The 24,534-nt window shown below is 51.9% G+C and carries 19 protein-coding genes; 12 read left to right on the top strand and 7 right to left on the bottom strand.

Going from position 1 to position 24,534, the window contains the following annotated elements; all coding sequences use genetic code 11:
* The first annotated feature begins 40 nt into the window (after positions 1-40).
* Positions 41-3,442 (top strand): VCBS repeat-containing protein, encoded by a 3,402-nt coding sequence (locus B157_RS0101040; protein ID WP_020601515.1) that lies wholly within the window; start codon positions 41-43, stop codon positions 3,440-3,442.
* A 96-nt stretch (positions 3,443-3,538) separates the two neighbouring features.
* Here B157_RS0101040 and B157_RS0101035 read toward each other — a convergent pair whose 3' ends face one another.
* Complete coding sequence (locus B157_RS0101035) at positions 3,539-4,837, bottom strand: amidohydrolase family protein (RefSeq protein WP_020601514.1); 1,299 nt, start codon at positions 4,835-4,837, stop codon at positions 3,539-3,541.
* 121 nt (positions 4,838-4,958) lie between these two features.
* Positions 4,959-8,024, bottom strand: coding sequence for an amidohydrolase family protein (locus B157_RS0101030; protein WP_020601513.1), 3,066 nt, complete (start codon positions 8,022-8,024; stop codon positions 4,959-4,961).
* A 119-nt stretch (positions 8,025-8,143) separates the two neighbouring features.
* On the opposite strand from B157_RS0101030, the gene B157_RS0101025 reads away from it, so the two are divergent.
* The 5 genes from B157_RS0101025 to B157_RS37180 all read left to right on the top strand — a co-directional run bounded on the left by B157_RS0101025 (position 8,144) and on the right by B157_RS37180 (position 11,682).
* Complete coding sequence (locus tag B157_RS0101025; protein ID WP_020601512.1) at positions 8,144-8,932, top strand: hypothetical protein; 789 nt, start codon at positions 8,144-8,146, stop codon at positions 8,930-8,932.
* A 93-nt stretch (positions 8,933-9,025) separates the two neighbouring features.
* On the top strand, positions 9,026-10,276 hold the full coding sequence (locus tag B157_RS0101020; RefSeq protein WP_020601511.1) for a BamA/TamA family outer membrane protein: 1,251 nt from the start codon (positions 9,026-9,028) through the stop codon (positions 10,274-10,276).
* Positions 10,277-10,417: 141 nt separating this feature from the next.
* Positions 10,418-10,684, top strand: a complete 267-nt coding sequence (locus B157_RS0101015; protein ID WP_026308399.1) for a TIGR03643 family protein — start codon at positions 10,418-10,420, stop codon at positions 10,682-10,684.
* Positions 10,685-10,857: 173 nt separating this feature from the next.
* On the top strand, positions 10,858-11,493 hold the full coding sequence (locus tag B157_RS0101010; protein ID WP_020601509.1) for a flavin reductase family protein: 636 nt from the start codon (positions 10,858-10,860) through the stop codon (positions 11,491-11,493).
* Between the two features lie 27 nt (positions 11,494-11,520).
* Positions 11,521-11,682, top strand: coding sequence for a DUF2256 domain-containing protein (locus B157_RS37180; protein WP_084761738.1), 162 nt, complete (start codon positions 11,521-11,523; stop codon positions 11,680-11,682).
* A gap of 52 nt (positions 11,683-11,734) precedes the next feature.
* On the opposite strand, the gene B157_RS0101005 is transcribed toward B157_RS37180, so the two are convergent.
* Complete coding sequence (locus B157_RS0101005; RefSeq protein ID WP_020601508.1) at positions 11,735-12,739, bottom strand: NAD(P)H-dependent glycerol-3-phosphate dehydrogenase; 1,005 nt, start codon at positions 12,737-12,739, stop codon at positions 11,735-11,737.
* A gap of 390 nt (positions 12,740-13,129) precedes the next feature.
* Here B157_RS0101005 and B157_RS34110 point away from each other — a divergent pair, with 390 nt between their 5' ends.
* The 4 genes from B157_RS34110 (at position 13,130) to B157_RS0100990 (ending at position 17,201) form a co-directional block, all read left to right on the top strand.
* Positions 13,130-14,248 (top strand): sulfatase-like hydrolase/transferase, encoded by a 1,119-nt coding sequence (locus B157_RS34110; protein ID WP_245565001.1) that lies wholly within the window; start codon positions 13,130-13,132, stop codon positions 14,246-14,248.
* Positions 14,182-14,562, top strand: a complete 381-nt coding sequence (locus B157_RS39530) for a sulfatase/phosphatase domain-containing protein (RefSeq protein WP_245565000.1) — start codon at positions 14,182-14,184, stop codon at positions 14,560-14,562. The genes B157_RS34110 and B157_RS39530 overlap by 67 nt, the downstream gene beginning before the upstream one ends.
* A complete protein-coding gene (locus B157_RS0100995; RefSeq protein ID WP_020601506.1) occupies positions 14,559-16,169 on the top strand; it encodes a glycoside hydrolase in 1,611 nt (536 codons plus the stop codon). The genes B157_RS39530 and B157_RS0100995 overlap by 4 nt, the downstream gene beginning before the upstream one ends.
* A gap of 324 nt (positions 16,170-16,493) precedes the next feature.
* On the top strand, positions 16,494-17,201 hold the full coding sequence (locus B157_RS0100990) for an endonuclease III domain-containing protein (protein ID WP_041951832.1): 708 nt from the start codon (positions 16,494-16,496) through the stop codon (positions 17,199-17,201).
* A gap of 484 nt (positions 17,202-17,685) precedes the next feature.
* On the opposite strand, the gene B157_RS0100985 is transcribed toward B157_RS0100990, so the two are convergent.
* The 4 genes from B157_RS0100985 to B157_RS0100970 form a co-directional block, all read right to left on the bottom strand.
* On the bottom strand, positions 17,686-19,848 hold the full coding sequence (locus tag B157_RS0100985; protein ID WP_020601504.1) for a vWA domain-containing protein: 2,163 nt from the start codon (positions 19,846-19,848) through the stop codon (positions 17,686-17,688).
* A 108-nt stretch (positions 19,849-19,956) separates the two neighbouring features.
* Positions 19,957-20,703: a 3-oxoacyl-[acyl-carrier-protein] reductase gene (fabG, locus tag B157_RS0100980; protein ID WP_026308398.1), complete on the bottom strand. Its 747-nt coding sequence runs from the start codon at positions 20,701-20,703 to the stop codon at positions 19,957-19,959.
* Between the two features lie 126 nt (positions 20,704-20,829).
* Complete coding sequence (gene arsM / locus B157_RS0100975) at positions 20,830-21,798, bottom strand: arsenosugar biosynthesis arsenite methyltransferase ArsM (RefSeq protein WP_026308397.1); 969 nt, start codon at positions 21,796-21,798, stop codon at positions 20,830-20,832.
* Between the two features lie 62 nt (positions 21,799-21,860).
* Positions 21,861-23,072: a hypothetical protein gene (locus B157_RS0100970; protein ID WP_020601501.1), complete on the bottom strand. Its 1,212-nt coding sequence runs from the start codon at positions 23,070-23,072 to the stop codon at positions 21,861-21,863.
* Between the two features lie 288 nt (positions 23,073-23,360).
* Here B157_RS0100970 and B157_RS0100965 point away from each other — a divergent pair, with 288 nt between their 5' ends.
* Positions 23,361-24,113 carry a phosphatidylinositol-specific phospholipase C/glycerophosphodiester phosphodiesterase family protein gene (locus tag B157_RS0100965; protein WP_020601500.1) on the top strand — a complete coding sequence of 251 codons (753 nt, stop codon included), beginning with the start codon at positions 23,361-23,363 and terminating at the stop codon, positions 24,111-24,113.
* A gap of 202 nt (positions 24,114-24,315) precedes the next feature.
* The coding region (locus tag B157_RS39230) for a hypothetical protein (RefSeq protein WP_041951829.1) at positions 24,316-24,534 on the top strand (219 nt) is incomplete at its 3' end.

The raw sequence follows: 24,534 nt of genomic DNA, 5'->3' as shown, positions 1-24,534 counted from the left end.
CGAAGCGTCGGTAGAAGAAAATCGAAATAAACCCAGTTCCGTGAAAACCCGTATCCCCTTCCTTCTTATTCTCCTCGCTCTAGCCGGTTGCGGTTCTTCTGACAAAAAGCAGGAGGATAAACCCGAAGAAACCAGTAGTGGTCCTCCCCTGTTCACGCTCCTCACCCCCGAACAATCCGGCGTTACCTTCGCCAATAATCTCACCGAAGGCCTCAACACCAACGTGCTGATGTACGAGTATTTCTATAATGGCGGGGGGGTGGCCGTGGGCGACCTGAATGGCGACGGGCTGGAGGATATTTATTTCAGCGGAAATATGGTACCCAATCAATTGTACCTGAACCGGTCAACACCCGGAAAGCTAACGTTTGCCGACGTAACGACAACGGCGGGTGTGGCCGGACGGGAAGGCCCCTGGAAAACAGGGGTATCGATGGCCGATGTGAACGGCGACGGCCGACTGGACTTATTCCTTTGTTATTCGGGTAGTTTACCCCCCCAGAAGCGAATCCCCCAGCTATTTATCAATGACGGCCCCGACGCGCAGGGCGTTCCTCATTTCTCGGAGCAAACCGAACAGTGGGGACTAGCCAATCCCGGACAGACCACCCAGGGCACTTTTTTCGACTACGACCGCGACGGTGACCTTGATTTATTTCTCCTTAACCACAATCCCCGACTACTGCCCGTACTGGACCCCGTTCCAACAGCGGCCCTGCTCAAACAAAGCAACCCCGAAATCGGGGTGCGGCTGCTGCGTAACACAGGGAAGCGTTTCGAGGATGTTACGGAGAAATCCGGACTAAGTAGTTCCGTGTTAAGTTACGGCCTGGGTATCGGAATATCCGATTTAAATGGTGATGGCTGGCCCGATTTGTATGTATCCAACGACTATACCATCCCCGATTACCTCTACATCAACAACCAGAATGGGACTTTTTCTAATCAATTGAAAAGCAGTGTTCAGCACACGTCCCAGTTTTCGATGGGCAACGATGTAGCCGATGTCAACAACGACGCCCGCCCGGACATTATGACCCTGGATATGCTGCCCGAAGACAACCGGCGGCAGAAGTTATTGATGGCCCCCGATAACTACGATAAGTTCGACCTCGCCGTATCGTCTGGTTTCCATTACCAGCACATGCGCAATATGCTGCAACTAAACGAAGGGCTACAGGCGACAAAGAAAACATCATCTAATGCACCAATCTTCAGTGAAGTCGGGCAGTTGGCGGGTATCTCCGGTACCGACTGGAGCTGGTCTCCCCTGCTGGCCGACTATGACAATGATGGCTGGAAAGATTTGTACATCACCAACGGCATTGTCAGCGACTTTACCAACATGGATTTCCTGAAATTCATGAGCGATTTTATGCAAAACCGTCCAACAAGTCCTACCCGTGAAGACGTGCTGGAACTGGTTCGCAAAACACCCTCGGCAAACGTTGCCAACTATATGTTTCGCAACCGAGGGGGTGATGAATCGGGAGAAGTTAGATTTGCTAATGCGGGTAAAGCCTGGGGATTGACCCAGACCGCTAACAGCACCGGAGCCGCCTACGCCGACCTCGATAATGACGGCGACCTGGACCTCATCGTCAACAACACGAACCAACCCGCTTTCATTTTCCAGAACGAAACCAGCAAGGAACGCCAGCACCATTACCTTTCCCTGCAACTCATGGGCAAAGCGCCCAACACGCAGGGTGTAGGGGCTAAAGTGACGCTGTACCGGAAGGGTCAGCAGCAGTATGTGGAGCAGATGCCAACGCGGGGCTACCAGTCCGGCATGTCGTTCCGGCTGCATTTCGGCCTGGGTACTGACCCCGGTATCGACTCGCTGCGGGTGGTCTGGCCAACGGGCAAGCAACAGGTACTAACGGGTGTAAAATCGGATCAGATGCTGGTGCTTCAGGAAAAAGAAGCCAACGCCACGTATCGAATGCCCCGCCCCGCTCCTCCCCTGTTCCAGGAAGTAAAATCACCGCTTCCGTTTACGGATCCCGTCAACAGATCCAGCGATTTCAAACGGCAGACGCTGCTGGTCAACGCGCAATCTTTCAACGGGCCGTGCATGACAAAAGGGGACGTTAACGGCGATGGCCTCGACGATGTATTTATTGGTGGAAGCAGTGGTCAGGCAGCCACCCTGTTTATCCAACAGGTAGCCGGCCAGTTTAGCCTGAAGGCACAGCCTGCCTTCGAGACGGACAAGTTCAGCAACAATGCCGACGCCGTATTCTTTGATGCCAACGCCGATGGATTCCCCGACCTCTACGTATGCAGTGGCGGCTACGGCAACAATGAACCCACCGACCCGGCCTTGCAGGACCGGCTTTACCTGAACGATGGCAAGGGAAATTTCACGAAGAGCAACAATGCGGTACCCAATCTGCAAACCAGCACCAGTTGCGCACGGGTGGCCGACATAAACGGCGATGGCAAGCCCGATTTATTTGTGGGGGGACGCGTGATTCCGGGTCGTTATCCCGAAACGCCCAAAAGCTTTTTGCTCATCAACGGCACGCAGACAAAAGGTGGACAGCCACAATTTACTGACCAGACTGCCCAACTCGCTCCCCAGCTTTCTACACTCGGCATGGTTACCGATGCCGCCTGGGTAGACCTCAATGCCGACCGCAAACCGGAGTTAGTCATCGTGGGTGAGTGGATGCCCGTAACGATACTGGGTTTGGTCAACGGAAAATTGACCGATCAGACGAAAACCTATCTGGAAAAACAGTATACCGGCTGGTGGAACAAACTACTGGTTGATGACCTCAACGGCGACGGGAAGCCCGATTTGGTCATCGGAAATCAGGGATTGAATACGCAGTGTCGGGCCAGCGAAACGGAACCCGCCGAGCTGTACTACAAGGACTTCGACAACAACGGAAAAGTCGACCCAATCCTGTGCCTGTACGTGCAGGGGAAAAGCTACCCCCACGCCACCCGCGACGAAATTCTGGAACAGGTGGGGATGCTGCGCCACCGGTTTACGACCTACGACAGTTATTCCAACGCTACCCTTGCCGACGTATTTACGAAAGAGGAGTTACAGGATGCTAAAAAGCTAACGGCCAATCACTTTCAAACGACGCTGTTTGTCAGCACACCGACGGGTAAGTTTATGGAGAAGCCCTTGCCTTTGGCCGTTCAGACATCCCCCATCTTCACGCTGACAGCACTGGATTACGATAAGGATGGCAAAAAAGACCTGTTGCTTTGCGGCAATACCGTGCAGGCAAGATTACGTTTTGGCCGGGCCGATGCCAACTACGGGCTACTTTTACGGGGCGATGGTCGGGGCAATTTTTCGGCAGTACCGCAACAAAAAGCCGGTTTTGACCTAACCGGCGATGTGCGATCTGTTTTATCGGTAGATAAAACCCTGTTGTTCGGCATCAATCAGCAACCGATACGGGCGTATCAGAAATAGGTCATTAGGTAGTCATTACGCTTCGCTGTCATCAGGTGGTCATGTATTGTTCTATGACAAATGACCACCTGATGACAGCGAAGCGAATGACAATTACTACTTCCCGTACTTCTCTTTGTAGGTATTGTACAGGCGTTTGTGGCGGTCGTCGAGGTTGACTTTGCGGCCCTGAATAAATACGTGTTCTATCTTGTTGGTCCGCATGTCGAGCGCATCACCCGCCGACACGAACAGGGTGGCCTGTTTGCCTTTTTCGAGGGTTCCTACGAGGTTGTCGATTCCCAGAATTTTAGCGGTATTCGAGGTGACCATTTTCAGAGCTTCTTCGCGGTCGGCCACCCCAAAACCGGCGGCTGTACCCGCCTGAAACGGCAGGTTTCGGGTCCGCCACCACTCATCGGCGTAGCTCAGGCTAACCAGAATACCCGCATTGTGCAGAATACCCGGCATCCGGTACGGCATGTCTACATCTTCATCCTCGCGGTTGGGTAGCCGGTGCAGCGCACTCAAAATGACGGGTACATTATTTTCTTTCAAAAATGGGATGGCCCGGTTGGCTTCTTCGCCCCCTACCAGCACAAACTTCTTCACGCCCATATCTTTGGCAAACGTGACCGCTTCAATCAGGTCTTTGGCATAATCAGCCCGGATGTACAGGTTCTGTTTCCCCGAAAACAACCCCCGCATCGACTCCAGTTTCAGGTTTGCGGGCGTTGGATTTGTCATGGCCGCGTAGGCTCTGGCATCGGCAAACGTAGCCCGTAAAGCGGCAATGGCCGGGTCGCGTTTATCGCTTTTTTTGATGACCGTCGAAAAATCCTCAAAGTTGAATTCCCGCGAGAAATAGGTTGGCCAGTTGAGCCAGATCCCATCGTCTTTTTTCAGGACTGCATCTTCCCAGTTCCAGCCATCAGCCATCATCACGCTCGAACTGCCCGAAACGGTACCGCCCTGCGGCATCGCCTGGGTAAGCAACACGCCATTGTTACGAATAGTCGGAATGATTTCGGAGTCGGTGTTATAGGCAATCAATGCCCGGACGTTTGGGTTCAGCACGCCAATTTCCTGCTTATCGACGGTAGACCGAACAGCACCGGTTTCCTGCAGACCCACCGTGGATGCGGGCGAAATAATACCGGGATACACGTGCTTACCGGACACGTCGATGGTTTCAACGTTGGTCAAATCCAGCCGAACAGTCGTACCATCGACCACGTTGGTAATGAGGCCATTGGTGAACATAACCACCCCGTTTGGAATAACCTGCCCATTCCCAATGTGAACGGTGCCGCCCATGAGGGCGATGGTTTTCGTCTGCGGCTTTGCCGGAGCCGGGTTCTGACCGTAGCTCGTGAGCGAAGTCAAGGCAATAAATAGTATTAATAGTTTCTTCATATTTGCTTATAATTTTTTAGTCATTGATGGTCATTATTGGCCATTGGTAGTCATTACCTGTTATTAATCGTCAAACAATCGACTGACTATCGACTGACTATCAATGACGATTAATGACTCCTCAGTGCTCCCCTTCAACCATCCCTTCCACATCCTCGCAGTGCCACATCCGCGACCGGCGGGCTGTTGGGCGTACCACTGAGGAACCGCTAGCTTTGGCAGACAGCATTTTCTGAACCAGCCGGGCGCGTTCGGCCTGCAGGGCTTCCCGTTTGGCAGTCTCATCTTTCAGGCTGAAGTAAACAGCCCCGTCAATCATCGTAATTTCGGGGCGGGCGTAAATGGCCAGCGGGTTGGCGTTCCAGAGGACCAAATCAGCATCTTTCCCCACGCGAATGCTTCCCATCCGGTCGTCCAGGTGCAGGAGCTTGGCCGGGTTGAGCGTCACCATTTTCCAGGCGGCATCTTCCGTCATCCCCCCGTACTCGACCGTTTTGGCTGCTTCCTGATTCAGGCGACGGGCCATTTCGGCATCGTCGGAATTGATGGACACCGTGACGCCCTCATTGTGCATCAGGGCCGCGTTATACGGAATCGCGTCGTGTACTTCCATCTTGTACGCCCACCAGTCGGCAAAGGAAGAGCCCCCCACGCCATGTTTCGCCATCTTGTCGGCCAGTTTGTAACCTTCCAGAATGTGCGTAAACGTATTCACTTTGAAACCCAGGGAGTCGGCCACTTTCAGCAGCATGTTGATTTCCGACTGTACGTAAGAGTGGCAGGTGATGAAGCGTTTCTTCGCCAGAATTTCGGCCAGGGCGTCCAGTTCAATATCCCGACGCGGAGCCAGTGCCGTGGCTTTCTGTTTGGTAGACAACTGATTGTAGTCTGCCCACTCTTTGGTGTATTCTTTAGCCCGCGTAAAATGGTCCATGTACACCTGCTCCACACCCATACGCGACTGCGGGAAACGCGTTAACACGTTGGGGTTTGGGTAGTTGGCCTGCTTCACGTTTTCGCCCAGGGCAAATTTGATAAAGCCATCGGCTCCTTTGATGAGCATCCCCTCCGGCGCTTCGCCCCACTTGAGTTTCACCAGGGCCGACTGACCGCCAATGGCGTTGGCCGAGCCGTGCAGGAGTTGCGAAGCCGTAACGCCCCCGGCCAGTTGGCGATAGATATTGATATCGTCGGGATTAATTACATCCGCCATCCGTACCTCCGCCGAACTCGACTGACCACCTTCGTTGATAGACAACAGAGCAATGTGCGAGTGCTCGTCGATGATACCGCTGGTCAGGAACTTACCCGTTCCATCCACCACCTTCACATCCGCTGGCGCGGCCAGGCTTTTCCCAACTTTGGTAATCTTACCGCCCGAAACCAATACATCCGTATTGGCCAGTACACCCTCTTTTTCGTTGGTCCAGACGGTGGCATTGCGAATCAGCATCGTTTCCGGTTTAGGCTTCTGCACATTCCCCATACCCACAAACGGATACAGGAGCGTACCAACCGCGGTCGTGCTGGTAGCCGCAGCTACGGCACCCGTTGTACTGGTTGCCGACGTGGAGGATGGTGCATCGCCCGTGCGGGTCATGGACCAGGTCACCACTTTACCATCGGGCGTTTCGCCGTCGCCTTTTATCGTATTTCCGGTTCGGTAACCCGTCAGCCGCGAGGTGCCTTTCCGGCGGTCCAGTTGAACCTGCATGGATATGAAGTCGTCGGATACCGTTACTTTGGGGGTCGTTTTCACGGTATCCACCATGAGTTGAAACTCCGGCTTTCCCGGTGTTTTCCCCGTAATGGTTAGTTTGAGGTTAGACCGGTCACGACCATCCAGTCCGGCCACCGTCAGGTTCCAGGTACCGCGCAGGTCGGCGGCATTTTTATTGGCCACGATGTACTGTTTGCCCTGCATCCAGTTTTCGTAAATCACGTTGTCGGGGCTGAACAGATTCCCGGACGTGATGATGAAGTTGGCCAGTCGTCCTTTTTGCAGCGTTCCCAGCAGGTCGTCTGCCTTAATGAGTTTGGCCGGTACGGTGGTCAGGGCCTCCAGGGCCTTTTGCTCCGACAGTCCGTTTTCGATGGCTTTACGGAGATTGGGCCAGAAATCGGCTTTATTTTTCAGGTCGGCGGTGGTCAGGGCGAAGAGAATATCGGCGTTCGCTACCCGCCCGGCGTTCAGGGGAGCCATTTCCCAGTGCTTCATTTCGGCCAGCGATACGTTATCGGCATCCCAGGCATCTTCTACGGCGTAGGGCGCCGGAAAATTGAGCGGTAAAATCAGCGGTGCACCCGTTGCTTTTACCTCCTCCAGTCGCTGGTAATCATCGCCGGTAGTTCGGATAATGTATTGAATACCAAACTCATCGCCAATTTTATCGGCCCGCAGAACACCCATTTTGTCATTGGCATCAAAAATGGCGGGTAATGAACTGGTCCGGCTCAGCGCGTCCAGCGACCTGTTTGCCTGCTCTTTACTGCCCGATTTTTTGTACCAGTCGGCATCGTACATCGCCTGCCGGAGCAGCGCCACCGACCCCATCATAGAGTTCGGGTACTGCTGCCCCGACGTACCCTTGCTGAACGAGTAATGGGCCGTGGCAGTCGGTTTGAGCACCAGCGTGTTCTCCAGATCGTCGGCCAGAGTTACGAGCGTGCCGGTACCCCGCGCAATACCATCGTGCGGGTGGGTCAGTACCGCCCCAAAGCCCAGTTTACGAAGTTCATCCGCTTTCTTGGCATCGGCTTTGAACAGCACGCTGGCTTCATTTTCGGGTTGGATGGCCTGATTCCAGTAGTAGGCTCCTTTTTTGTTGGATTCGTATTGAGGCACACCGCCCCGCCCGCCCCGGCCACCGCTGCGGGCTACTTCGGGCATGCCATAGTCCGAGTCAATATCGAGTAGAGCCGGGTAAATGGTTTTGCCCGTCAAGTCAGTTACTACTGCCCCGGCGGGTACACTAACACTGGTACCAACGGCCTCTATTCGTCCGTTTCGGATGAGCAGCGTTGCATTTTGCAGGGTAGTTTTGGGGTCGACAACGATTGTTGCATTGGTGAAGGCGTAAAGCCCCGGTCGTTCATCGTAGACACCATTTCGGGGGAAGGTTGTCTGGGCTACCGACGAGCCGACCAGGCCGAAGACAAACAGCCCTGTCAGGAAACGTTTTAACATGAGTTAAATGAGTTGATGATTGGAATAACGGCCAAAAATACAGAAATTAATACGCCCTGCGGTAGTTTACCCAAATAAGATTCCGTGTTAGAGCGAAGAATAAATAGCTTATTTTTGTTGTGAATACGACCTTTTATCAGGATTCAGTCAACTCCATTACCATGCGTTTTTTATTCTTTTGCCTGGGCTTTCTAGCCATCTCAACAAGTACCTTCTCGCAGGAGCAGGAAGCGATCATGGCACAAAGCACCCGCGACCGTATCAACTTTACGAACCTGAGCATTCCGAATACGGGTACGCTTTGGGGTATCAAAGGTGAATCAGGTCGCCTGATCGGCAATCCTTATCTGGATACCACCTGGCAGGCGGGTATCGTGAAATTTTACGGCAAGCTGGGTATGTCGACTAATGTGGATTCGCTGGTCGGGGTGCCGGTGCGGCTCGATTTGGTAGCCAATGAAGTAGAAATCCGGGCTGGCGCCAAAGACATTAGGGCGGCTCAGGCCAACCGGGTGCGCTATGTACTGATGAACAACCCGCGGGGTACCACCAGTTTATTCATCAACGCCCGCGAATACCGGGGGGAGGCCGACGATTTGAAAGGTTTCGTTGAACTGATTACGCCCGGCAAACTTACCCTGCTTGAGTACCCCACTATCCATATTAAACGGGCGAATTTCAATGTTGCCCTGAACACCGGCACAAAAGACGATGAACTTATCCTGCAAAAAAACTGGTATGTTGTCCGCGACAAAAAAGCCGTTAAGTTTTCGCCGGGCAAAAAAGCGGTACTGGTGCTGATGGCGGACAAAGAAGACCAGATTACGACTTTTTTGAAAGCGGAAAAACCAGACCTCAAATCCAGAGACGGGCTACTTTCTGTGTTTTCCTACTACAATAAACTTTAAGGTCTGATACACAGTTACGGGAAGGGTATCCGGCTAATCGGCAACGCTGAACGTTTTCTGACGCACATTTTTTAGTTTTCTCACAGTCCCCGTATGAAACCTGTTGCCCGTTTAGTGGTGAGTGGTCTGTTATTGATTATATCGGTATATCCCTGCCGCGCCAGGCAGATGCCCTTAGCCGATACGATTGTGACGGAAAGTAGTACGGCATCCGTTACAAAGACCGCTCCCCAACAGCAGGATATTGCCGATTTTGCCAAACGCCTGTTTCCACACTGGCGCATTGCCACACATGATGTATCGACCCTGCAGGAAGGTAAGTCGTTTGTGCTGGTTATTCCGCAGGTAGGGTATACGTTGCAAACAAGAGCACTGGTAGCGGTGCTGGTCAATACCCCGTTCCGACGGCCCCGTGCCAACATGTCGTCCATGACGGGTATGCTTTCGTACACCCAGAACAAACAGGTCATCTTTGTGGCTAATTCGGCGGTATGGAGTGCGGACAACAAATTTCACTTTACCAACGACTGGCGGCTGATGCACTATCCGCAGGCTACCTACGGCCTGGGCATGCACACGTCTACCGACACCCGGGTGGTGAACATGGATTACGCCTATTTACGGTTTTACCAGAGTTTACTACGGCGGCTGGCCCCCAACTTATATGGGGGATTTGGTTACTCGCTGGATCTGCACTGGAATATTGAAAGCTATAACAGCGTTCGGGAGTTTACCCGCATCTCCCGCTATCCGTATGGCGTTCAGGGGCGTTCAGTCTCTTCGGGGCCAACCGTCCATCTGTATTACGACAGTCGGCGGAACGCTATCAATCCGGCCGGAGGACTGTACGTCAACGCTACGTTTCGGGCCAATATGGACTGGCTGGGCAGCGATGAAACGTACCAGTCATTGCTGGTAGAAACCCGAAAATACATCCCGCTCTCAAAAAGAACGGGCAGCATTCTGGCTCTTTGGTCCTATAATTCACTGACACTGAGCGGTGACCCGCCCTTTCTGGACTTACCCAGTACCGGGTGGGACAGTAGCGGAAATTTAGGCAGGGGGTTTATTCAGGGACGATTCCGGGGAAAAAATCTGCTGTATGCCGAAGCAGAATATCGCTTTCCCCTCACCGCCGACCGGCTGCTGGGTGGCGTTGTTTTTGCCAATGCCCAAACAGTCTCCGAACAGATGAATGGCCAGTTTGATAAGGTTGTGCCGGCCGTGGGTGGCGGATTACGCATCAAAATGAACAAAGTATCGAACACGAACCTTTCCGTCGACTATGGCTTTGGCATGGATGGCTCCCACGGTCTTTTCTTCAACCTGGGCGAGGTCTTCTAGTGCTTTATTTTTTCGCAGGAAGGCACCCGCATACTCAAAACTTTCGGTGTGAATAAGCCGTTCTCTTCATGTGGACGCACAGGCTTATCCAACGCAATAATCCTCCCTTATCCCATAGCATGCGCTGAAACGACCAATCCAATGGATAGAGATACCGACAGAATCATAGAAATGGCCTGGGAAGACCGAACTCCTTTTGAGGCTATCAAAGTGCAATTCGACCTGAGCGAAGCGGAAGTTATCAAACTGATGCGGAGCGAATTGAAACGAAGCAGTTTTGACCGGTGGCGCAAACGGGTACATAGTGGCGTTAGTCAGAAACACGCCCAACTAAGAAACCCCGACATAGCCCGATTCAAATGCACCCGCCAACAGCCCATCTCGTTAAACAAAATCAGTAAACGATAGGCCAAATCCCGCTCTACTTCCTGGTGCAGCTGACAGCACAATAATTCCTGACGAAATAGCTACTTTAGTGTCGGCTTTTAGAAACCGACACCAAAGTGAGTGGCCCGGTTGTACCCCACCACATCAATAAGTCTCATTTTCAGGCACGAGAACGTAACTGACAAACCAACCGAATGAATAAAGTTTTTACGCAAAAAGAGCTGAACGACCTGGAACAGCGTTACCGGGTTACACTGATCAATTCGTTGGCTGGGTTCAAGCAGGCCGTACTCATTGGCACCAAATCGCCGGAGGGCCATACGAACCTCGCCCTGTTCAATTCCCTGATTCACATTGGCAGCAATCCCGCCCTGTACGGTTTCATTTGCCGCCCCGACACGGTGCAGCGGGATACGCTCAGCAACATTCTGGCAACGAACGAATTTACCCTGAACTACATCAAAACATCCGACCTCGAAAAAGCCCACCAAACGTCGGCCCGCTACGAAACCGGCGTTTCCGAGTTTGCAGAAGTAGGGTTCACCGAACAGTTTTCGGACGCGTCCAGTGCCCCCTTTGTGCAGGAAGCAGTCGTAAAAATTGCCATGACCTTTGCCGACAAAGTACCGATTTCGCTCAACGGTACGCTGTTGATAATTGGTCGTATCCAGCAGATTGATGTGGATGACAGCGTAGTAGGCGATGATGGATTTGTAGACCTCGAACAGGCAGATGTACTAGCCTGCTCGGGCCTTGATGCCTATTACAGCACCCAACTTTTGGGCCGTTTGACCTACGCCAAACCGGATAAATGGCCAGTCTCCCTCTGAGTCTCCCAATAGATTCGACCGTTTTCGATGAAGAACACGAAGAAGCAAAATCTGCCGCAAAAAATCTGTGTCGTTTGCCACCGGCCGTTTACCTGGCGTAAAAAGTGGGAAGCCGTCTGGGACGACGTAAAGTATTGCAGCGACCGCTGCCGCACCAACAGACAAGCAGAACGAGCCAGCACCGATTAGGCCAGCCAGGTATGTTTCTGTTTAATTTTCAACCCTGCCGCCAGCGTACGTTTTACAGTAGTAGTGCCTTCAGTTCATTCATAGCTGCCGTGGGAGCCGCTTTTTCGTAAAGAATCGAGTACACGGTATCCGTGATGGGCATATCGACTCCATACTGACGGTTTATCTCGTAGATGCTTTTAACGGCGTAATACCCTTCGGCAATCATGTTCATTTCGGCCTGTGCCGACTGGATGGTATACCCCCGGCCAATGAGGGTGCCAAACGTACGGTTACGGCTAAACGGCGAATAGGCCGTTACGAGCAGGTCGCCCAGGTAGGCCGAGCCGCTCAGGTCGCGGTGTTTGGGATAGATGGCGTCCACAAACCGTTTTATTTCCTGCATGGCATTGGATACCAATACCGCCTGGAAATTATCGCCATACCCCAATCCCCGCGTTATGCCACTCGCCAGCGCAATGATGTTTTTCATCACGGCACTGTACTCGATGCCATAAATATCATCCACGGGGGTAGTCTGTACAAACCGGCACCGCAACAAATCCGCGACGCTGCTGGCACAGGCCGGGTCTTTCGACGCGATGGTCAGATAGGATTGTTTTTCAAGGGCAACTTCTTCGGCGTGACATGGTCCCGCAATAACGGCCATCTGCTCCACCGGCACGCCATACTGCTCACTCACCCAGTCCGTTACCAGTTGATTAGCCCCTGGAATCATGCCTTTGATGGCCGAAACCACCGATTTACCGACGAAATGACCGGGGTTGAGACCCGTCAGTGCATCACCGATGAAAGCGGCTGGCACGGCCAGAATAACATACTCACTGTCTTTGAATGAATCAATGATTTTGGTACAGACCTTTACTTTTCGGGTGTTTATCTGTACATCGCTCAGGTAGCTGGGATTATGCCCGAACTTTTTAATATGCTCGGCATCGGAGGCTTTGCGAAGCCACCATTTAACGCTGACGTTATTTTCGGAGAGGATTTTAACAAGGGCCGTGGCCCAGCTTCCTCCCCCCACCATCGTGAGCCGAACGGGCTGATTTACTTTCATGCTGTAAAGAAACGGATAAAGTGAGTAACTGAACACCCCACTCTACGGGATAACCACCAGAAGACGCAAACGGTTACGGGGCTTTTTCCGGCAGAAAAAAACCAGTGTCTGCGTAAAAGCATCCTTTTTATACGCTGGCCGTTCCCGCTTTCCCGCAATCTCCCCTACGCCAGTTTGCCAAAGTGGGATATCCCTACCAGATGGGCCTGAACCAGAACGTCGACCACCTAAGGGAGTTACTTTAGAAAAGTCATATTCAAAACTAGCAGCAAGCCAATTGAGTATTTGCCCTTATTCGATAAAACAGTTAAACAATAGACGCACAAAACAGGCCATTGATGGGTAAACATTCTCCATTTTCACGCTTTTGTTCAGCTAACGCAGAAATGAATGTTCGTAAAAGCTACTCAACTCATACTGGCAGGTATGCTCTGCTCGGCCGTTGCCAGCCCGTTTCTCCTTCGCTCTCTTCCCGTTAATCAACCGGGCGTTCCAGACCCGATCAGCGCCCCCGTCCGCCAGCCGAATATTATTCTGGTGCTGGTGGATGATATGGGCTTTGCCGATGTGGGATGCTACCGGAATCGTACCGGAGCCACGACTGGCAATCTGGTCCCGACACCCAACATCGACCGGCTGGCGGCTGAAGGGATTAAGTTCACCAATTATTACAGTGCCGCCCCCATCTGTTCACCCTCGCGGGTGGCCCTGACGACCGGTATGACTTCGGGTAAATGGAACATTACCTCCTATCTGGATAACCGAAAACACAACCGTACCTGCGAACAGGCTGATTTTCTGGATTCCTCCGCCCCATCGGTAGCCCGTTCCCTCAAAACAGCGGGCTACGCGACGGCTCATTTTGGTAAGTGGCACATGGGCGGGGGCCGCGATGTAACAGACGCCCCCGGTATAACCACCTACGGCTTCGATGAATATGCCAGTACCTACGAAAGCCCCGACCCCGATCCATTACTGACCTCCACCAACTGGATATGGGCCAAAACGGACAGTATCAAACGGTGGAAACGCACGGCCTATTTTGTTGACAAAACACTCGATTTTCTGAAGCGACACCCCGACCAGCCCTGTTACATCAACCTCTGGCCCGATGATGTGCACACGCCCTGGGTACCCGACGAGAGCACCCTGGAAAACTTCCCCAAAGGCACCGAGAAACCCCGCGAATTCAATGGCGTACTGGCCGAACTGGACAACCAGATTGGCCGACTCATGGCGGGCCTGAAAGCGCAGGGGGTGGATAACAACACGATGGTCATTTTCACCAGTGATAACGGTCCATTACCGGGTTTCGAGGGGAGTCGGGCGGCTCCCTACCGGGGGTCAAAGCTGTCCCTGTACGAGGGTGGTATCCGAATGCCTTTTCTGATCCGTTACCCAGGGGGCAGGTCGATACCCGCTCTGTGCTCTGCGCTACTGATTTGTTTCCGGCATTTAGTAGTCTGGCAGGGCAAAAAGAAACAGGCGCTACGTACGGGGAGAATATAGCCTCCGCTTTTGAGGGCAAACCTTACTTTCGCAAAACGGCCCTTTTCTGGGAGTATGGCCGCAACAACGAATCGTTCCGATACCCGCAGGGGCGAGACCGCAGTCCGAACCTGGCAATGCGACAGGGTAACTGGAAGCTTCTGATTAACGACGACGGCTCAGGCATTGAGTTGTATGACCTGAGCAATGACCCGTCAGAAACGAATAATGTGGCTGAAAAGCAAACTATGATGACCAGTCAAATGCGCACAAAACTCCTCGCCTGGCGTAAGGAACTTCCCCAACTACCCGTATCTAATTCCAGAAAGCCATGAAGTTTATCCTACTGAGTTGTATAGCCACCCTGACCGGGCTGATTGGGTGTAGCTTATTCACCCTGCCAGATACCCGCAACACAAATCACCCGTCAGCGGCTCCATCGCCCCTTGTAGTACGGGTGCTGCCTAACCAGACCTACCAGACCATGCACAGTTTTGGGGCGTCGGATTGCTGGTCGGCCCAGTTTATCGGCCAAAACTATCCACTGGCCAAACGCGAACAGATTGCAGACTGGCTGTTCAGTCTGGATACCGACCCAGAAGGAAACCCGAAAGGCATCGGGCTGTCGCTGTGGCGGTTCAACATTGGCGCGGGCAGTACCGAGCAGGGCGATTCGAGTGGTATCAAAAGCCCGTGGCGACGCTCGGAATGTTTCCAGCGGCCCAATGGCACATATGACTGGAGCAAACAGACTGGCCAGCAGTGGTTTGTGGAAGCCGCTCACCAGCGCAATGTACCCTATCTGCTCGGCTTTACCAATTCACCACCCGTCCAGTTTACAGCAAACGGCAAAGCGTACGCATCCGGCAAGTTGGGCGATTATAACTTTAATCGGCAGAAGCTAACGGAGTACGCCCGTTTCCTGGCCGATGTAGCCAATTACTTCAACCAGAAAGGCTGGCCCATGCACTACCTGAGCCCTTTCAACGAACCTCAGTGGGATTGGGGCATCAAAAAGGGGCAAACGATGGCAACGCAGGAGGGTACACCCGCTACGAACACCGACATGGCCGAACTAACCCGCGCGCTGAGTCAGGAATTGACCAATCGGAAACTACCAACTCGTCTGACTATCGGTGAAGCCGCCCAGTTGAACTATCTCTCGCAGAGCAATACGAACCGGAGTCAGACTCATCAGGATAATGTGATTAACGCGCTCTTTTCATCCGGCAGCCCGTTGTTTATCGGAAAACTGCCCGCCGTTGAGCCGTTGGTGACTGGGCACAGCTATTTTACCACATCGCCAGATAATAGACTGAAAAGCGTGAGGCAAGAATTAGCATCGGCACTCCAAAAAGAGAAGGTGGCCTTCTGGCAATCGGAATATTGCGTATTGGGCGACAACGACGGAGAAATAAACGGTAGTGGCCGGGACCTGGGCATGACAACCGCGCTGTATGTAGCCCGCGTCATCCATACGGATATAACCCTGGCGAATGCCACGTCCTGGCAATGGTGGCTGGCTCTCAGCCCCAGTAATTACAAGGATGGACTTATCTACGTCGAGAATAACGGCCGGATGGGTGAAAATCCGGCGAATGAACAGGATGGCGACGTTATGTCTTCCAAAACGCTGTGGGCGCTGGGCAACTACGCCCGGTTTGTACGGCCCGGCATGGTGCGAATAGCTCTGCAAACCGATCCAACTACCGCATCTGATGTCCCACTGCTATCGGCCTACCGAAGTGCGGACGGAAAACAGCTGGTTTTGGTAGTGGTCAATCCCGGTTCGGAATATCCCCTGCAACTCGATGGCTTGTCGGCGAAACAGGTGGATATGTATGAAACATCCGCCACGGCCAATCTGCGTAAACGAACGGTACCGCTAAAGAACCTGACACTGGCCGCCCAATCTGTAACCACCATTACAACTTCCCTATAGTGCTATCCGGCTCAACATATTCCGATTTACTCATGCGTTCGCAATCAACTCAGCAGTAGAAACGCCCTGCATTCCCTGGTCTTTCAAGGCGACTACACCCGGTGTTTTTGCGGTTTATTCATGGCGCAAAAAAAGCGTACCGGTCGGTACAGGATGCAAACTAAGCATCCCGGGAATAAAACCTAAACAGGTTTGAACTCAAAAACGTGTTCGCGTAAAAGTCAACAGAGTACCGCCGGATACGGTCAGGATAAACATTCCCTTTCAACGACTGTTCCTGAAATAATTACCGACGATTTTTACGTTATCTTTTCCCGTACCTGTTTGGACTCTTTTGCTGCCACTAAAACCCTCGAATGCCACGAGCAACTGAACGCTTTTTACGGCGTTCAGGCTATTTACGGCCGGGCGGACCCGATGCACGAACTGGTTGGTACCATTCTATCGCACCGCACCAATTTCGCGAATGAAGAAATGGCCTATCACACCATGCGCGAACTATTTCCAACCTGGGAGCAGGTGCGCGACGCCCCATTGCCTGAATTAATCGAAGCCATCCAAACGGCTACCTACCCGGAAGTGAAAGCACCCTACATTAAAAATTTGCTGGCGTATCTATACCGGGAAACAGGAGCTGCATCGGTCGATTTTCTGGCCAATATGTCTACGGAAGAAGCGATGAAGTGGCTGACAGCATTGCCAGGCATCGGTCAGAAAACGGCGACATTGCTTCTGCTGTTTAACTTTCAGAAGCCCGTTCTCCCTGTCGACACTCATGTGCACCGAGTTACACAACGGCTGGGTCTGATTGGGCCAAAAGTTAGTGCCGAAAAGGCCCACGCCCTGCTGCTTTCTTATCTACCCGCCGATGCCACGCAACTGTTCAACTTTCACAAGCATTTCTTCTGGCATGGTCAGCGCGTTTGTACCTGGTATTATCCCAAATGCAGTGAGTGTGTGCTACGCTCCCTATGCGACTATTATAAATCGGGCCAGACAGCCGTTCTAAGCAGTACTCCCAGGCGGAAGTGATCCGGTTAATAGACTGGACTTAGCAGGAAACAGAATAAGCGTGTAAGTTATTGATTGACAAAAGCTTATGCTTTTACTCTTACAGTTACCTTCGCCTGAAAAAGTAGTACGTATTACAGGCAGTCGCGTGTTAAAACGAGCGGTGTGGTTAACTAAAAATAAAAAAAGCAGGCTAATATAATCGGCCTGCTTTCCTGTTTCTATCCACACCATAAAGGTAGATTTGGGGTCTACCCTTTGATTCCATCAAATGTAAGGGAATTTTTTTTGTTTTAGGTTACCGTTTGCTGGTTTTACTGGTTAAAAATCCGCCAATAGTCCGTTTAAATGAAAATAAATAACCAGAAAATTTAGTTCATTTCACTTTTACAGTAACATCTAATCATTTAATACTTCTTTTTCAAAGAATTTTCATCTAACAAATTACTAATTTTTAAACAATAACAACCTTAGCTATACGTATTTATCCATATATTACACTTAATCAATACCCGCCATAAAATTTCCGTAATCCCCACTCAACAGAAGCCAGCAACAGCACGACAAAAAATAGCCACCGCCAGTTAATGAGTTCGTTCATTTCTTCGGTGCTTGTCAGCCGGGCAGGATGGGGCTTGGTGGTTATGGTCCTGACGAGTTCGTCCGTTTGGCTGGCGCTGTAAAACTGACCGCCCGTTTGCTGCGCCAGTTGCCGAAGCAGCCCGTGGTCGGCAGTGGTGTTGATGGCTTCCAGTTGCAGGTCGCGCACCACAAACTGCCCCGACGATTGCTCGGCCCTGTTATTGATTGTTACACTGGCCCGGAACCGGTACGCCCCTTCGGGCAGGCGGCTAATCTCGAACCGGCTATTGTTGGCAGTAGGCGTGTAATTGAACGACCGGGTTATCCCTTTCTCGTCGCTGATGGCGAGTTGAATGGGTTTGTCGTACAGGCGTTCGTAAATATCGTTGTATAGTTCGGTTTCGAAAATAACTTTTTCGCCCGCCACAAACTCATTCCGAATGGGATACACGCGGAGTTTACGCCGGTCTTCTTTCACCGAAATCAGTTGAATAACTTTCTGGATCAGTTCATCCACCACCTCCTGTTTATCCGTCAGGGCAAACTCTTCGAGTCGCCAGCCCCATAATCCCTCTCCGGCCAGTACGGCTGTTTTCCGGGGGCTGGTCACATTGATGGCCAGGAGTGGCTTTTTGGTGCGTACGCTGCCAACCTGCTGCCAGAGAACAACCTCACTACCGGGTTGCAGCCTGAATTCGCCGTAGGGAGCCAGTAAAGGAGGCAGTTTACCCAGAATATCAAGTCGGGCCGGGTCGAAGTTGAGCTGTTTGAATTCAGGATTTAAAACACCCGTCACCTTGTCGCTCTGGTTGATTTGGGCCGCTATCTGCATCACCGGATTTGAGGTATTGAACGAACCGATGGCCGACTGATTCCCCAAAACAAACAAAACAGGTATATTTTTAGCCAGGTACTTCTGCAACAGTGCGTTGCTTGTTCCTCCATTATCGGGAACCTGATGCAGGATAATTAAATCGTACTGTTTGTCTGCCGGTGGGGTGGCTTCGGCGGGTGTGCCCGTCAGGATACGGATGTCCAGTTCGTAGTTCTGATTTTTTTCCAGGATGCTTCGCAGGGCTTTTATATCCGGGTGCGGTGCCAGTGCCAGCAACAACACTTTTTCTTTCCCGTCAATCACATCCAGGTACACATCCTGCCGGTTGTTTCGGGTACTGAATTCGCCGGGTTGAGGCAGCACTTCAACCACATAATGCTGAACGCCTTTCTGCGTAGCCGTAGTCTGAAAGGTTACCTGGTTGAAACGGTCCGTCGCACGGCCGTCCGGTGCTCCGGTCTCGCCTTTCGGGAAATTAACGGACTGGCGCCCCAGTTCTTTACCGTTCTGGCGCAACACCACCGTACCACTCCGCCCCTGAAAACCATTACTCACTATTTCGGCCTGCACCGGGAATTGATTGCCCAGGTATGCAATCCGGTTGGCGATAACGCCTTTGAGTTGAATATCTTTCTTCGGAATCGTATCGCCCAGCCCAATGGTTTGTACCGAAAAAGGGTATTGCCCAAACGTGGGCGACAGTCCCTGATTGAAAATACCATCCGACACCAGCACCACGTCTGTCAGGTTCTGCCCTTCGTAGTCCGACCGGATACCCGACAGCATTCCCGACAAATCCGTTGTGCGCTGGGTAAATGGAATTTGGGTAAGGTCCGACGTAGTCGTGGTATCGCCAAAGGTACGCACGGCAACCTCCAGCCCTTTATCGGTCAGTTGCTGGCGCAGGGTTTGCAAACTTGCCAGGGACTTGCTCAACGCCGGCCGACCCGCTGCCGCTACCGACTCCGAGTTGTCGATAGCCAGTACCACTTTGGGCTTTTCGGTAAAGGTTCGCAGGCTGCGGATGAGCGGATTCAGCAACAGAAAGCACAGGAAACTAACCACTACAAAGCGCAGGGCCGCCAATCCGTAGGTCGTTCGTTTGTCAAAGCCGCCTACAGTTGCTCCACTACCGCCTACGGCTGGCCCGGCCAGGCGGGGCAGTGGCTGATACATTGCCCAGGCGTAAGCCGCTCCAACGAGCAGACACACTAAAATCCACCAGGGTGAGGATTGAAAAATAACGTTCATTTTCTTAAGGAGCGAGGAGTGAGGAGCGAGTAGTGAGGAGCCATCCGGCATGAATAAAAAATAACCGGATGGCTCCTCACTACTCGCTCCTCACTCCTAATACTATAACTAGGTTAACATGCCGCCATCCACTTGCAGCACCTGACCGGTGATGTAACGGGAGAGGTCAGAAGCCAGGAAAACGGCGCAGTCCGCTACCTCTTCAGGCTGCCCGCCCCGTTTCATCGGGATTTGCTGCTTCCAGTCTTCGAGGGCTTTCTCATTGATTTCGCCGGTCATTTCGGTTTCGATAAAGCCCGGTGCAATGGCGTTGGACCGGACATTACGCGAACCCAGTTCCAGGGCGACCGATTTGGTAAACCCAATGATACCCGCTTTGGATGCCGCGTAGTTGGCCTGCCCCGCATTGCCCCGAATTCCCACCACGGATGTCAGGTTAATGATAGATCCCGATTTGGCTTTCATCATCGACTTGATAGCCGCTTTAGTGAGGTTGAAGACCGACTTTAGGTTAACGTTGATAACGGTATCCCATTGTTCTTCCGACATCCGCATCAGCAATCCATCCTTGGTAATACCGGCATTATTGACCAGTACATCGAGCTTGCCAAAGTCGGTCAGTACCTGAGCGATGAGGTCTTCGGCGGCTTTGTAGTCCGACGCATCGGAGCGGTATCCTTTCACCTGGCCGCCAAACGCGCTGAGTTCTTCTTCCAGTGCCTGTGCCTTTTCAACACTCGACAGATAGGTAAATGCAACGGAGGCTCCTTCCTGCGCGAATTTCTGCGCCATAGCCCGACCGATACCCCGTGATGCCCCGGTAATAAGGGCGACTTTTCCTTTTAGTAAATCCATTTTTAACGTAAATGCCCGCTTTGATGTATAACAGGCTTTAATAAACAAAAATAAGGCCTGGGTTCGACCAAGCCCCTCAATAAAACAACAATTTACGTCCTTCTTACTGTATAAACCAGTTATTCTCTAACAGCAACCTCCGCCATCGTAGAAGTAGGTCGAGGGCGAAATGAAAATATCATTGCGGGTCAACCGGGCAAGGGCACCGGCTGTTTTATCGCATACAGACAAGGGCTGGTTTGGCATCAAAACGTGCCCTTTGCCATCGTCGAAATAGTCCTCATCGCCGTAATAGATGGCCGTTTTACCGGTAAAGACGCAGGGTCCATCGGCTGGCATCGGGTCTTTGATGGCGCAAACTTCTACACTTTCGATATAGAGTAACTCATTGGTAGCGTAGTGACGGGGCGACAAAAGCCGGTAAGCCCGTTTGGCCCGTATCTCGACCGTACCAAATCCAACACCCGTTACAAAATCCAGGTACGCCTGTAATGGAACAGAACCGGTCAGGCACAATGCCCGAAGCCGTTCGTCGTTACGCAGTTCGTCAGACATGGGTTGCTCACAAACGGGGTCCGACATCACCAGCCGCCCATGCGGTTTCAGGATACGGTACGTTTCCTCCAGCGCCCGTTTCAGGTCGTCGGCTTTGAAGATATTGAACAGGCAGTTCTGCGCGGCAACGTCCACGCTGTTGTCTTCTACCGGCAAATCCAGCGCACTGCCCAGCCGCAGGTCCATAAAATCGCGGTGGAACCAATCGTTCTGTGCTTCGGCTTCAACCAGATTTTGCTGACAGGCATCAATCATTTCCGGTACCACATCGACCCCGATAACGGAACCCGGTCGACGGCTGAAGTACGAAAACTGTAGCAACTCCATCCCACCGCCTACGCCCACGTACAGAACGGTTGGGTTATTCACCAAATCGCGGGGATTAACGGTGCTGCCACAACCGTAGTTCATCTCCAGCATTCGCTTCGGCATACTCAGGCCCGGCAATTGCCAGACTGGATTAGTTGTGCAGCATAACCCGATCTGTGGTTCTTCGGCGGCCTGCCGGTACACATCTACAGTTGTTTCTAAGTAACTCATCCAGCGAAAAATAAAGACAGCAAAAGTAGCAACTTAGTCGCAAATGGCAAGGCAGGCCATTCCTAGTTCAGTACATACCGAACGGCAAAGGTACCACCCAGTCCGGCAGAAAGAGCCCCATTCCAGACGTTCGTATAATTCCCGAAGTTAGGTGCGTCAAAAGCCGTGTAGTCAACCGAAGCCTGAAGCAACGATGTTTCGATAATGAACCGCTGCCCGGCCATGTAGGCCAGCCCCATATTGATACCTCCCGAAAACGTATTGGCCGTGTAAACGGGTTGACTGGCACCCACTTCTTTACCAGACATCCGGGCGTAACCCACGTTCAGGCGGGTGTAAGGTGTTAAGCGGGTAGAAGTCCAGTAATGTTGGTAATACGGAGAAACTCCAACGGACACTAGCCGGGCATCTGCTCCGGTAGAAGATCGAATGCCTAACCCCCAGGAAACGGGCAGGCTTATTCCGATAAGGCTATTTTTCCGGATGAAGTAACCGATAGACGGGCTTACCGAATGGGTACTACTCCTTGTTTGATTTGTTGAGCCGGTGGCATTATCCAGTTGGGTATTTTTCTGACTAACTGCCGAGAAGCTGCCTTCAATAAGCCACTTGCCGACGTTTGTCTGTGAATTTTCGCGTTCTTCCCGTCCCCCGGCGGGTAAGCCGGAACCTGTCCAGTACACCAGCCCGGCCCGCAGGCCAGCGGTGTTTATCGGCAGGGCGTTAGCCGTGGCCGTTAGTTGCAGGGCCAGTCGATTGGTCAGAAAGTAATTGGCCCCTACCTCAACTTGAGGAGCTACGTCAACAACCGATGTCCGTTGTGCATCATTGATAAGCTGTCCGTTATTATTGAGGGCTGGACGTTTTGTAGTTGAAACTCCGACTGACAAACCGGCACCGGCAAACAGAAACAGCGAATTGACCTGCCAGTACCGACGCAGAAAAGGGGTTCCCCGTATGGATGTCACTCTGTAATAAATCGCCTGGCCACCCGTACTACCTGTCGGATAATAGTACTGATTCGTCAGGGACCCCGACACCGATACGCCCACCAGCCAGTTATCGGCCCAGAAACGGCCTGCTGTAACGGATAGGTTGGGATACCAGCTGGTGGAGGTTTGTGAAGAAGTGGCTGAGCCAATAGAACCCGCAATCTGGTTCCGGCCGTAGGTAACTGCCAGTTCACCACTTAAAATACTGTTTCCTTTCTGAATTTGTGCCGTAGCACCACCGGCCAGTAACAGGCCAGCTACGAGTAAGGTTTGTGTTTTCATAACGGTTGGTAGTTGTTCGTCAACGGTTGTTATTGTTCATAAGTCCTGCTCACCAGTTACTGGTGAGCCATGCGGGGCAAGATAATTTCCGGGAAAAACAAATCGACTATACCCACACTTAATTTTCCTTAAAAATGATGGGATGTTCACAAAACCTACCCCTTTGTAGGGATTTACGGCTGATTTGTTATTGCCAGATAAGCCCGTTACTTTGTCATAAAAATCCTGCGTTCCGCCCGATCCATTGATTTGCCTAACCGCTTTCCGGGCTACCAAACCAACCCTGTTATGCAACGAACCCTGCTTTTACTCCTGCTCACCGTATCGACCGGATACGGGTTATACGCACAGAAGATCCATGCCCATAATGACTACGAAAAGCCCCGGCCCTTTGTAAATGCCTACGAGCAACGGGCCGATTACATCGAGGCCGATGTCTGGCTACAGAATGGCGTACTGGTTGTATCGCACAACAAACCCAAACCCAATGCCCCAACGCTCGATTCCTTGTACATCAAGCCTATTGTGGCCCTATTCGAGCAGAATAATAATAAACCCAGCCCAGAACGGGATTATACATTCAGCCTGGTAATCGATATAAAAAATAACCCGGCGGAAGTTTTGCCCATCTTGCTGGCCACGTTATCCAAACACCTGACCTGTTTTAACCGGGGCGCCAATGCTCAGGCCGTGCAGGTAATCATTAGTGGTGAGCGTCCGAAAATCACGGCTTTCCTCGATTATCCGCTACTTCAGTTCGATGGCCGCCCCAGCGAAGTGTACGACGAGGAAACGTTGCGAAAAATAGCTCTGATCAGTGACAATTTCAGGTCCTACTCCCAGTGGGATGGTAATGGCGACATCCCGAAAGATGATAAGGATAAACTAAAACGGGTTATCAAGCGGGCGCACAGTGACAACAAACCCTTCCGTTTCTGGGCCATCCCCGACACGCCCAACGGCTGGAAACAATTAAAGAAAGCAGGGGTCGATATTATCAATACGGATAAAGTTGCGGAGGCCGTTCAGGCAATTCGATAGAACCAGGAATAGCTATGCTTTTGAGGGTTAAAGTAGATTGAAGTAGCCGATTACGCCGACAACTATTTCGACTTCAAGTTTTCATTACAGGTTATTTCCAAAAGACTCTTTGACCTATTGGAACAATGGTTCGTCAATTTTAGAAGAGTAAAAAGGCGTGTTAGTTTTGGGTCTCTGACCTCCAAAGCCTAACAACGCCTTTATGCAAAGACTTGCCTTGCTAACTACAATAGTAGCCAGCTTACCTGATTTGACCAAGCCTCGTCGCCAATTTGTTGCCCACATACTCATGCTTTTTCTCAGTGTTCGTCACCGGATCAATTTTCTACAACTGGCTCGCCACAGTGATCAGTATGCTGAAAACACCATGCGGCTGCACTTCGAAGAGTACCTAGACTTCGCTTCGATGAATCGAGCCCTA

This window comes from Spirosoma spitsbergense DSM 19989 (assembly GCF_000374085.1).
GTDB lineage: Bacteria > Bacteroidota > Bacteroidia > Cytophagales > Spirosomataceae > Spirosoma > Spirosoma spitsbergense.
This window is presented reverse-complemented; position numbering and strand designations above follow the sequence as displayed.

What these genes read in the sequence shown, in the direction of transcription:
- B157_RS0101035 (WP_020601514.1), bottom strand. Translation starts at nt 4,837, where the DNA reads ATGAAGAAACTATTAATACTATTTATTGCCTTGACTTCGCTCACGAGC.
- B157_RS0101030 (WP_020601513.1), bottom strand. Translation starts at nt 8,024, where the DNA reads ATGTTAAAACGTTTCCTGACAGGGCTGTTTGTCTTCGGCCTGGTCGGC.
- B157_RS0101020 (WP_020601511.1), top strand. Translation starts at nt 9,026, where the DNA reads ATGAAACCTGTTGCCCGTTTAGTGGTGAGTGGTCTGTTATTGATTATA.
- B157_RS0101015 (WP_026308399.1), top strand. Translation starts at nt 10,418, where the DNA reads ATGGATAGAGATACCGACAGAATCATAGAAATGGCCTGGGAAGACCGA.
- B157_RS0101010 (WP_020601509.1), top strand. Translation starts at nt 10,858, where the DNA reads ATGAATAAAGTTTTTACGCAAAAAGAGCTGAACGACCTGGAACAGCGT.
- B157_RS37180 (WP_084761738.1), top strand. Translation starts at nt 11,521, where the DNA reads ATGAAGAACACGAAGAAGCAAAATCTGCCGCAAAAAATCTGTGTCGTT.
- B157_RS0101005 (WP_020601508.1), bottom strand. Translation starts at nt 12,739, where the DNA reads ATGAAAGTAAATCAGCCCGTTCGGCTCACGATGGTGGGGGGAGGAAGC.
- B157_RS34110 (WP_245565001.1), top strand. Translation starts at nt 13,130, where the DNA reads ATGTTCGTAAAAGCTACTCAACTCATACTGGCAGGTATGCTCTGCTCG.
- B157_RS0100995 (WP_020601506.1), top strand. Translation starts at nt 14,559, where the DNA reads ATGAAGTTTATCCTACTGAGTTGTATAGCCACCCTGACCGGGCTGATT.
- B157_RS0100985 (WP_020601504.1), bottom strand. Translation starts at nt 19,848, where the DNA reads ATGAACGTTATTTTTCAATCCTCACCCTGGTGGATTTTAGTGTGTCTG.
- fabG (WP_026308398.1), bottom strand. Translation starts at nt 20,703, where the DNA reads ATGGATTTACTAAAAGGAAAAGTCGCCCTTATTACCGGGGCATCACGG.
- arsM (WP_026308397.1), bottom strand. Translation starts at nt 21,798, where the DNA reads ATGAGTTACTTAGAAACAACTGTAGATGTGTACCGGCAGGCCGCCGAA.
- B157_RS0100970 (WP_020601501.1), bottom strand. Translation starts at nt 23,072, where the DNA reads ATGAAAACACAAACCTTACTCGTAGCTGGCCTGTTACTGGCCGGTGGT.
- B157_RS0100965 (WP_020601500.1), top strand. Translation starts at nt 23,361, where the DNA reads ATGCAACGAACCCTGCTTTTACTCCTGCTCACCGTATCGACCGGATAC.